Source organism: Streptomyces sp. NBC_01275 (genome assembly GCF_026340655.1).
Taxonomy (GTDB): domain Bacteria; phylum Actinomycetota; class Actinomycetes; order Streptomycetales; family Streptomycetaceae; genus Streptomyces.
Window position 1 is genome coordinate 1,204,415 of the sequence record NZ_JAPEOZ010000001.1, and the last position, 11,532, is coordinate 1,215,946.

The 11,532-nt window shown below is 71.3% G+C and carries 1 protein-coding gene; it reads right to left on the bottom strand.

Annotated features, from left to right (window positions below):
• Positions 1–50: 50 nt before the first annotated feature.
• Positions 51–11,531, bottom strand: coding sequence for a type I polyketide synthase (locus OG562_RS05080; RefSeq protein ID WP_266394106.1), 11,481 nt, complete (start codon positions 11,529–11,531; stop codon positions 51–53).
• Between the last annotated feature and the right edge of the window lies 1 nt (position 11,532).

Sequence of the window (11,532 nt, forward strand, 5' to 3'; positions counted from 1 at the left end):
TGTCCAGGGCTGTCGTGTGTCCTCGTTCCTCGAATCTGACGGTTCGGATATCAATGGCCGCTGAGCGAATCGAGCCAGCGCCGGACGTGCGCGGCGGTCTCTGCCACCTGTTCCTCGATGATCGAGAAGTGATCTGCCTCGATGTACTCGGCCGGTCCACGGTGTTGCCAGTCGGGGACGGGGTCGACGTCCCCGAAGCTGCTCAGCGTCACGGTGGCCCGCAGATTCAGCGTCGGCGCGGCGATCGGCTTGGCCTCGCGCTCGGGATATATCCGCACGTAGCCGCCCATGGAGACCAGGCCGTGGTCGTCGACGGGGGTCAGTGCGTTGTCCCGGGACAGGATCTGCCCCAGCGCGTCGGTGAGCACGAGGCGGTTGAGTTCGTGCTCTTCCGGCGAGTAGGTGTCGATCATCGCGACGCCCGCGAGCTCGCCGCCGTCGTCTTCGAGCCGCCGGGCGACCGCATGGGCGAGCGCACCACCGGCCGAATAGCCGATGAGCGCCACCGGGCTTCGCTCGAGTTCCGATGCGACGGCCGCGGCGAGGCTCTCGATCGCCGCCGCCCATGTCGCCGGCAGGTCGTCGCCTGCGCGCATGCCGGGCAGCCGCAACGCACTGACCTGCCGCTCGCCGCCCAGTTCGCGGGCAAGGCGGGCGAACTGGTGTGGGCCCGATCCCGCCAGGAACGAGGGGATGCAGATCAGTGCCGGTGCCGCGGCGCCGCGCGCCAGGAGCTGCGCAGCCGGGCGCTGTGCGGCGGCCTCGCCTGCGGGGTACGTGGTCATCAGAGCCGAGCTCGCGATCAGCAGGGGCATCGCCCCTGCCAGCTCACCGCGGCGATGCGCGGCCGACACCAGGTCGGTGATCGTGCCACGCACGCCGGCCGGCGCCTGCTCGACCACGCCGGTGTCGGATTCCTCGATCCGCGATCGCACCAGTTTCGCCACATCGGCGGCGGTCGCGTGGTCGAAGATCAGCGTCGACGGCAACGTCAGCCCCGTCAGCTGTGCGAGCCGGTTCCGGAATTCGACGGCACCGAGGGAGTCGAAACCGAGCTCGGTGAACGGCGCGTGCGGGTCGATCGCGTCGCCGGACAGGTGGCCGAGGACCGCCGCGGCGACGTTGCGCACCTCTCGCAGGATCACACCGTCGCGGTCGGCGTCGGGCAGTGCGGCCAGCTGCCGCGCAAGGCTGACACCGGAACTCGCGGCGGCCGGGGGAACCCGGATCATGCCGCGCAGTACCGCGGGCAGTGTGCCGCCGCGCGCCAGGTCGGTGAGCGCCGCCGTGTCCAGCAGCGCCGTCGTCGGTGTCGCCCGATCGGTCGCGAGTGCGTTGTCGAACAGCGCCATACCGGAATCCGGGTCGATCGGGATCAGGCCCAGCCTGGCCCGGATCTGGCGGGCGTACTGCTCGGCGCCGTCCCCGCCGAGTATCCCTGCCATGCCGACGGTCCACAGTCCCCAGGCCAGTGAGTGCGCGGGCAGGCCCGCGCTGCGCCGCACGCGTGCCAGCGCGTCCAACACGCTGTTCGCGGCGGCGTAGTTGCCCTGTCCTTGTCCGCCGAGCAACGGCGCCGCGGACGAGAACAGCACGAACGCAGACAGATCCAGGTCGCGGGTCAGCTCGTGCAGGTGCAGTGCCGCATCGACCTTCGGCGCCAGCACCCGTGTCGTCTGCGCGGCGGTGAGGGTGTCGAGCGTGCCGTCGTCCAGGACGCCCGCCGCATGGATGACGGCGGTCAGCGGGGCGTCGGCGTCGATGCCGGCCAACAGGGCCTGGACCGCGGTGCGTTCGGTGACGTCGCACGCCACGACCCGGACGTGGGCGCCGAGGTCGGTCAGCTCGGCGACCAGTTCGGCGGCGCCGTCCGCGGCGGCGCCGCGCCGCGATGCCAGCAGCAGCCGTCGTGCGCCGTGCGCTGCGACCAGATGCCGGGAGACGATCGCGCCGATGCCGCCGGTGCCGCCGGTGACGAGCACCGTGCCGTGGTCGAACGACAGTGGCACGCCCGGTTCGGTGGCGGGCAGCGGCTGCAATCGCGGTGCAAGGAGCCGACCCTCGCGAACGGCCATGTGCGGTTCGTCCTGGGCCACGGCGTCGGCGAGCGACTTGATCGGCAGGGCGTCGCTGTCGTGGTCGATGAGCAGGAACCGGCCCGGGTGCTCGGACTGTGCGCTGCGCACCAGGCCCGCCACGGCGGCTCCGACCAGATCGGGTTCCTCGCCGGGCAGTCCGGCGGCCGTGCGCGTCACGATCGCGAGCCGGCCGGGGTGTTCGGCGCCTATCCAGCCCTGCAACAGTGCGAGCGTCGTCAGCACGCCGGCGTGTATGTCCGCCGCGCCGGCACCGGTTTTGCGGGGCGCCGGCCACACCACCGTGTCGGGAACATCCTGCAGCACAGCGAGTTCCGCGAGATCGACACAGCATGTCGGGGGCTCAGGGGCCTCGACGGTCGCCGGGTCGCCGAGCACAACGATGCGCCCGGCGTCCGCTTTGGAGACCGCAGGCACGGCGACCCACTCGAGGTCGAACAACGGTGCCGCGCCGCGCAGCTGGGCCAGCGCCTGCCGCTCGATCGGGCGGGCCCGCACCGACTCCATGCTCAGCACGAGGGCACCGGTCGCGTCGACCGCGTCCACGCACAAGGTGTTCGGTGCGATGCGGGCGATGCGGACGCGCAAGGCACCCGCGCCGGACTGTGCCAGCTGGACACCGTCGAAGGCGAAAGGCAGTGGCACCCGGCCGTCGGGCCCGCCCTCGGCGAGATGGTCGACAGCCGCGTGGAATACCGCGTCCAGCAGTGCCGGATGCAGTCCGAAGGCGGTGGCGCGCGCTGCGGTGTCGGTGTCGAGCGCCAGGTCGGCGAAGACTTCCTCCCCACGCGACCACGCGGCGCGAACGCCCTGGAACACCGGGCCGTACCCGAAGCCGAGGTCGCCGAGCGCGCGGTACACCTGCTGCCCGTCGACCGGATCGCCCGCAACCGGAGGCCACACCTGGGACCAGCCCGGCGCCGCGGTCGGCGCGGCGGGCGTGAGCAGGCCACGGGCATGCAGCACCCAGGCGTCGGCGACGCGGGCGTGGACGGCCACGGTCCGGTGCCCGTCGGCGTCGGGTTCGCCCACGGCGAGCTGAATATCCGCGGCGCCATCGGTCGTGAGAATCAGCGGCGCCGCGAGCACCAGTTCCGCCAGGCGCGGCACGCCGAGCCTGGCGCCGGCGGCCAGAGCCAGTTCCACGAATCCGGTACCTGGCATCAAGACCGCGCCGAAGACAGTGTGGTCGGCGAGCCATGGGTGCGTGCGCAGCGAGAGCCTGCCGGTGAACAGCCACTCGTCCTTGCCGGCGAGCTGCACCTGGGCGTGCAGCAGCGGGTGGTCGACGGAGTCGGCGCCGGCGAGCGGCGCAGCGGCCTCCGCGGGCAGCAGCCAGAATCGTTCGTGCTGGAAGGGATAGGTAGGCAGCGTGATCCGTGCCTGCGGTCGAGCTCCGAAGTAGGCCGCCCACCGCACCGGCCGGCCCGCGCAGTGCGCGGTTGCCAGCGCGGCGACCAGCTGCTCGGGTTCGGCGACTGTGCGACGGGATCCCGCGACCACCGATGCGCGCGCTGCGAGGTCTGTCGCCAGAGTGGCGCCGGTCATGGTCGTCAGCACCGCGTCCGGGCCCAGCTCAACGAACAGGCGGACACCCGAATCGAGCAGTGACCGCACCGCCGGGGCGAAGCGCACTGCCTCGCGCACCTGCCGTACCCAATACTCGGGCGTACCCACCGAATCGTCGGCGAATGCGCCGGAGACCGTGGAGCACAAAGGTATGCGTGGCGCGTGATATGTCAGGCCCGCGGCGATCTCCGCGAACTCCGTCAGCATCGGGTCCATCAAGGCGGAGTGGAACGCGTGGCTCACCCGCAGCCTGTTGGTCTTGACGCCCTCGGCCACCAAGCTCGACTCGAGCGCCGATACCGCCTCGGTGTCTCCGGAGAAGACCACCGCATCGGGAGCGTTCACAGCGGCCAGCGCGACCGCGGCGACTGCCGGATCGGCATTGCCCGCCGCCAGCAGCTCCACGGCCCGCCCCTCCGGCACCGCGGCGGCCAGCATGCTCCCACCTGTCGGCAGCGCCCCCATCAATCGACCCCGGGCCGCAACGAGTCTGCACGCATCCGACAACGACCACACACCGGCCACATACGCCGCGGCCAGCTCGCCGATCGAATGCCCGGCCACCGCATCCGGCGTCACGCCCAACGACTCGACAAGGCGATACATCGCCACCTCGAACGCGAACAACGCGGGCTGGGTGTACTCGGTGCGGTCCAGCAGAGTCTCGGCAGTCGCGCCGCTCGCAGCGGCCAGCGCGTCGAGCTCACCCGCTTCCTGCCCGATGCCGGTGCGCTGCGCGCCGAACATCACATCCCGCAGCGAATGCCCCAGGTGTGCATCGAATTCCGCGCACACCTCGTCGAGCGCGGCCGCGAAAACCGGGAACGCCCGGTACAGCCCGGCGCCCATCCCGATCCGCTGCGCGCCCTGACCGGTGAACAGGAACGCTGTCGTGCCTGTCTGACCAGCGCCGTTGGCGATGCCCGGTCCTGTCTCGTCGGCTGCCAGGCGCGCCAAGGCCGCCAGCAGCGTCTCCCGGTCCGAGCCCACGACGGCGGCGCGCTGCTCGAGCCGCGCGCGGTGCAGCGCCAGCGTCACCGCGACGTCGGTCAGGTCGAGCTCCGGACGTTCGCGCAGCGCGTCGTACAGACGGCGCGCTTGGGTCCGCAGCGCGGCAGTCGTCCGCGCGGACAGCAGCAACGGCATGGCCGACGGGCGCGGTGGATCGACCGGCCGCGGCGGGACCGCGGGCGCCTCTTCGAGGATCACGTGCGCGTTGGTCCCGCTGATCCCGAACGACGACACTCCCGCCCGGCGGGGACGCTCCCCGACCGGCCACGGCTCGGCCTCGGTCAGGATCCGTACCGCGCCCGCCGACCACTCCACGTGCGGCGACGGCGCGTCAACATGCAGGGTGGGCGGCAACACCTCGTGCCGCATCGCCTGCACCATCTTGATCACACCGCCGACACCGGCAGCCGCCTGCGCGTGCCCGATGTTCGACTTCAACGACCCGATCCGCAGCGGTTCGGCGCGATCCTGTCCGTAGGCGTTGATCAGCGCCTGCGCCTCGATCGGGTCACCCAGCGTGGTGCCGGTGCCGTGCGCCTCCACCGCGTCCACCTCGACCGCGGCCACCCCTGCGTTGACCAGTGCCTGCGCGATCACCCGCTCCTGGGACGGACCGTTCGGTGCGGTCAAGCCGTTGCTCGCACCGTCCTGATTGATTGCGCTACCGCGGATCACGGCCAGCACCGGGCGCCCGTTGCGCTGCGCGTCGGACAACCGCTCGAGGGCGAGCACGCCGACGCCCTCGGACCACGAGACACCGTCCGCAGCACTCGAGAACGCCTTGCAGCGCCCATCCGGTGACAGCGCCCGCTGCCGGGAGAACTCCACGAACAGCAGCGGAGTCGACATGACCGTCACCCCGCTGGCCAGGACCAGCGACGTCTCCCCGGCGCGCAATGCCTGCACCGCCAGATGCAAGGCCACCAGCGACGACGAACATGCCGTGTCCACCGTCACCGCGGGTCCTTCCAGACCGAGGGCGTAGGACACCCGGCCGGAGACGACGCTGCCGGCCGATCCGGTCGCCAGATAGCCTTCCGCGGCGCCGTCGGCGGCCTCGCGCGCCGTGTAGCCGTAGTCCTGGTACATGACGCCCGCGTACACCCCGGTGTCGCTGCCGTGCAGTGAGGTCGGATCGATACCGGCGTCTTCGAGCGCTTCCCAGGACGCCTCGAGCAGCAACCGCTGCTGCGGGTCCATCGCCGCTGCCTCACGGGGTCCGATTCCGAAGAAGGCGGCGTCGAAATCACCTGCTGCATGCAGGAATCCGCCTTCTCGGGTGTAGATTTTGCCAGGTTTGCCGGGGTCGGCGTCGTACAGGTGGTCGAGGTCCCAGCCGCGGTCGCCCGGGATCGGGGTGATCGCGTCGACGCGCCCGGCGATCAGTTCCCAGAGCTGGTCAGGATTCTCGACGCCGCCGGGATACCGGCAGCTCATGCCGACGATCGCGATCGGCTCGTCGGCCCTGGCTCTGGCCCTGGTCGAGGCCGGGCGCGGTCGCGTCGGCGCCGAGGCGTCGACCCGGGTACGCAGGAAGCCCGCAACAGCGGCGGGGGTTGGATAGTCGAACACCAGCGTGGACGGAAGCTGAACACCTGTGGCGGCGGTCACCCGGTTGCGGAACTCGACTCCGCCGAGCGAGTCGAAGCCCAGATCTGCGAACGGTGATTCGGGGTCGATGGCGTCGGCCGACTCATGGCCGAGGACCGCGGCGGCGATCGCGCGGACCTCATTGCGGATCAGCGCCTCCCACTGATCGGCGGGGGCGTCGAGCAACCGCTGGCGCAACGGGCTGTCGGCGATCTGGCCGCGCGACGGTACATGAATCAGGCCGCGCAGCACCGCAGGCAGCGTGCCGAGCCGGCCCAGCGCGGTGAGGGCGGGTGTATCGAGCAGCGCGGTCATCAGCATCGGTTCGCCGGTGGTCAACGCATTGTCGAACATCTGCATGCCTGTGTCCGGCTCGATCGGGGACAGACCGAGACGCGTACGGATCTGACGCACGAGATGTTCGGCACCCGGGTCGTTCAATGCCTCGGCCATGCCGCGCTTCCACAGCCCCCAGGCCAGCGAATGCGCGGGCAGACCGGCGCTGCGGCGCGCCTGGGCGAGCGCGTCCATCGCCGCGTTCGCGGCCGCGTAGTTGCCCTGGCCCTGCCCACCGAGCAGCGGCCCGGCGGAGGAGAACAGCACGAACGCCGACAGGTCCATGTCGCGGGTGAGCTCGTGCAGATGCCAGGCGGCATCGACCTTCGGGGCGAGCACCCGATCCACCTGCTCGGCGGTCAGGGTTTCGATGGTGCCGTCGTCGACCACGCCCGCGGTGTGCACGACGGCGGTCACCGATTCGTGCGCCGGCACAGATTCCAGCAGCGCCGCGACCGCGGCGCGATCGCTGACATCGCACGCGGCGACGCGTACGTCGGCGCCCAGCGCGGTCAGCTCGGTGACCAGCTCCGCGACGCCCGGCGCGGCGAAGCCGCGGCGCGAGGCGAGCAGCAGTCTGCGCACCCCGTGCCGGGTGACCAGGTGGCGTGCGGTGACGGCGCCCAATCCGCCTGCGCCGCCGGTGATCAGGACCGTGCCACCACCGAAGTGCTCGCCGGTCGATTCGACGGTGGTCGTACGAATCAGCCGCGGTGCCACCATGGCGCCGTCGCGGATCGCGAGCTGTGGTTCGTCCGTGGCGACTGCGGCGGCGATCCGCTGGTGCAGGTCCGCGAGGTCGTTGTCGTCGAGGTCGACCTGCACGATGCGCCCCGGATGTTCCGATTGCGCACTGCGTACCAGGCCGCGGACGGCCGCTGCCGCGGGGTCCGGCGTCTCACCGGGCAGACCTGCTCCATTGCGGGTCAGCACGATCAGCGTCGAGTCGGCGCAGCCCGGTTCGGCGAGCCAGTCGCGCAGTACCGCAAGGGCGTTGTGCACGGCGGTGCGGATAGTCGCGGGGACGTCGTCGCCGTCCGCCGACGCCGTTTCGGGCGACCAGACGACAGCCGCGCCGGTGTGGCCCCCGCCTGTCGCGAACGCCGCGACATCCCCGAACGTCTCGGCGCAACCTGCGACGGGTCGACCCAGTGCCACCAGTTGCTGGTCCGACACCGCAGGCGCCGTCACCGGCGTCCAGTCGAGAGCGTAGAGCGGGCTGCGGGCACCGGCGAGAGCGCGCGCGTCCGCGGGGCGGGCGAGCACGGCGTCGATCGACAGCACCGCGGCGCCGGCGGCGTCGCAGGCGTCGATGCGCACCTTCCCGGGACCCGAACGGATGATGCGGGCGCGGACCGCGGTGGCGCCGGGCCGGAACAAACGGACGCCGCCGAAGGAGAACGGAAGCGGCAGCCTGCCGTCGGGCAGGTCGTCGGCGAGTCCATCGATGGCAGCGTGGAAGGTCGCGTCCAGCAGCGCCGGATGCACCCCGAAGCCCGCCGCCCGGCCCGCTGTCGTCTCGTCCAGGGTCACCTCGGCGAACACGTCGTCACCACTGGTCCAGGCGGCGCGCACGCCTTGGAAGCTCGGGCCGTAGCCGAATCCCAGGTCGGCGAGCCGGTCGTACAGACGCGTTCCGTCGATCGGCGTGCCGTCGGCCGGCGGCCAGTCGGGGTCGATCCAGGCCGGCGTCACGCCGTCGGCGGGGGCGAGGGTGCCGGTGGCGTGCAGCGTCCAGTCCGGCTCGCCCGGGTCGGACCGCGCGGCGCCGGTGACGGCACGCGAGTGGATCGACAGGCGTCGACGGCCGGTGTGGTCGGGCTCGGTCACCGCGACCTGCACGTCCACGGCAGCGGCGCCGTCGAACAGCAGCGGCGTCGACAGGACGAGTTCGTCCACGACGGGCAGTTCCAGGCGGCTGCCCGCGGCCAACGCGAGATCCACGAACCCGGTGCCGGGCAGAAGCACCGCTCCGAAGGCCGTGTGGTCGGCGATCCACGGCTGGTCGGCAGTGGAAAGCCTGCCGCTGAACAGCCATTCGTCGCGACCGGCAAGCGGCGCGGCGACGCGCAGCATCGGATGATCGAGCGCGGCGAGACCAGCGCGGCCCATGTCACCGAGCGCACCGTCGTCGGGCTGCACCCAGTAACGGCGATGCTGGAAAGCGTAGACGGGCAGGTCGAGGTGGGTGACCGGTCTTCCTGGTGACAGCGGCGCCCAGTCGACGGTGACGCCCGAGCAATGGGCGGCGGCGAGCAACCGCAGGAACTGGTCGACCTCGTCGACGCCGCGCCGTGACGCCGCCGCGACCAGCGAGCGGGACGCCACCTCGTCGATCAGTGTCTGCCGGGTCAGCGCCGCCAGCACCGCATCCGGACCCACCTCGACGAACCGGCGCACGCCGGCGTCGACAAGTGACTGCACCGCCGGGGCGAACCGCACGGCCTCGCGCACCTGCCGCACCCAATACTGCGGCGTCAGCAGTTCGGGACCGATCGGCGCACCGGACACCGTGGAGCACACACCAATTCGTGGCGCCTGATACGCCACCGATCCGGCGACCTGCTCGTACTCGGCGAGCATCGGCTCCATCAACGCCGAATGGAAGGCGTGACCGACCGTCAGCCGGGTCGTCTTCACACCCTCGTCCGCCAGCCGGTCCTCCAGTGCGACGATCGCCGCCGTCTCGCCCGAGAACACCATCGCCGCAGGCGCATTCACGGCCGCCAACGAGACCGTCCCGGCCGTGAGCAGTTCCAGCGCCCGCTCCTCCGACACCGCGGCGGCGAGCATCGCTCCATCGGTCGGCAGCGCGCCCATCAATCGGCCACGGGCGGCAACGAGCCGACACGCGTCGGCCAGCGACCACACCTCGGCCGCATAGGCCGCGGCCAGCTCACCGATCGAATGCCCGACCACCACATCCGGGGTCACGCCGAACGACTCCAAGAGGCGATACAGCGCCACCTCGAACGCGAACAGCGCAGGCTGCGTGAATTCCGTCCGGTCCAGCGGGGCCATGCGCTCGGTGTCGCCGACGCTGTTCCCGGCGCCACCGGTCTCGCCGAACATGACCTCGCGCAGCGATACCCCCAGCAGGGCATCGAATTCCGCGCACACCTCGTCGAGGGCAGCGGCGAACACCGGGAACGCGGCAGCCAACCCTGCGCCCATACCGACACGTTGTGCGCCCTGACCGGTGAACAGGAAGGCCGTCTCGCCGGTGGTGGCGACACCTGACGCAACATGCGGGGATGCCGAACCCGCGGCCAGGGCCGTGAGGCCGGCGAGCAGACCGGCCCGGTCGGCGCCGAGCACCGCGCCGCGCCGACCCAGCTGGGCGCGCGCAGCGGTCAGGACGGCAGCGACATCGGCGTCATCTGCCTCGGGGTGGTCGGCGAGCCAAGCCAGCAGTCGGCTCGCCTGTGCCCGGAGCGCGGTCTCCGACTTGGCCGAGAGCAACCACGGTGCCCGCAGCGTCGGCGGGCCCGACTCCGACTGCTGTACAGCAGCGTCCGGTCCTGTCACCGGATCGACGGCACGGTCGCGCGGCGCCTCTTCGAGGATCACGTGAGCGTTGGTCCCGCTGATCCCGAAGGACGACACGCCTGTCCGACGCGGACGATCGAGCTCCGGCCACTGCTGAGCCTGCGTCAGCAGTTTCACCGTGCCCGCCGACCAATCGACCTCGGAAGTCGGCTCGTCCACGTGCAGAGTCGAGGGCATGACCCCCTTGCGCATCGCCATGACCATCTTGATCACGCCCGCGACACCCGCCGCGGCCTGCGTGTGACCAATATTCGACTTCACAGAACCCAACCACAACGGGTTGTCGTCCCCACGGGCCTGACCGTAAGCAGCCAGCAGCGCCTGCGCCTCGATCGGATCACCCAGCCGCGTACCCGTACCGTGCGCCTCCACGACATCCACCTCGGACGCCGACAGCCGCGCGTTGGCCAGCGCGGCCCGTATGACCCGCTCCTGCGCAGGCCCGTTCGGCGCGGTCAGCTGGCTGCTCGCACCGTCCTGGTTCACCGCGGAACCCCGTACGACGGCCAGCACCCGATGCCCGTTGCGCCGGGCCTCCGACAGCCGCTCCAGGACCAGTACGCCCACGCCCTCCGCCCAGCCCGTGCCCTCCGCCGAGGACGAGAACGCCTTGCACCGCCCGTCCGGCGACAACCCACGCTGCCGAGAGAACTCCACGAACGTGCCCGGTGTCGCCATCACCGTCACACCACCGGCGAGCGCCATCGAACACTCACCCTGACGCAGCGACTGAGCAGCAAGATGAAGCGCGACCAGCGAGGACGAGCACGCTGTGTCGACCGTGACCGCCGGGCCCTCCAGCCCCAGGGTGTAGGACAGACGACCCGACGCGACGCTGCCCGCGCTTCCGGTCAGCATGTAGCCCTCGAAGCCCTCGGGCGCGTTGGGGCGGGAGCCGTAGTCGTCGTACATGACGCCCATGTACACCCCGGTACGGGTGCCCCTCAGCGTGGTCGGGGCGATGCCCGCGTGTTCGAAAGCCTCCCAGCCGGTCTCCAGGAGCAGCCGCTGCTGCGGGTGCATCGCCGTCGCCTCGCGCGGGCTGATGCCGAAGAACTCGGCGTCGAACCGGTCCGCCTCGTACAGGAAGCCGCCTTCGCGGATGTACGAGGTCCCGAGGTGGTCGGGGTCCGGGTGGTACAGGTTCTCCAGGTCCCAGCCGCGGCCCTCCGGGAAGGGACCGACCGCGTCACGTTCGGCGCTCAGCAGCTCCCACAGGTCTTCCGGGGAGGCGATACCGCCCGGGAGTCGGCATGCCATGCCCACGATCGCGATCGGCTCGTGTGCGCGCTCCTCCAGATCCTGCACACGCTGACGGCTCTCCCGCAGATCGACCGTTGCCCGCTTGAGGTAGTCGCGAAGTTTCTGCTCGTTGTCCATG

Excerpts from the sequence above, each read along its gene's own strand:
- OG562_RS05080 (WP_266394106.1), bottom strand. The coding sequence starts at position 11,531 with ATGGACAACGAGCAGAAACTTCGCGACTACCTCAAGCGGGCAACGGTC.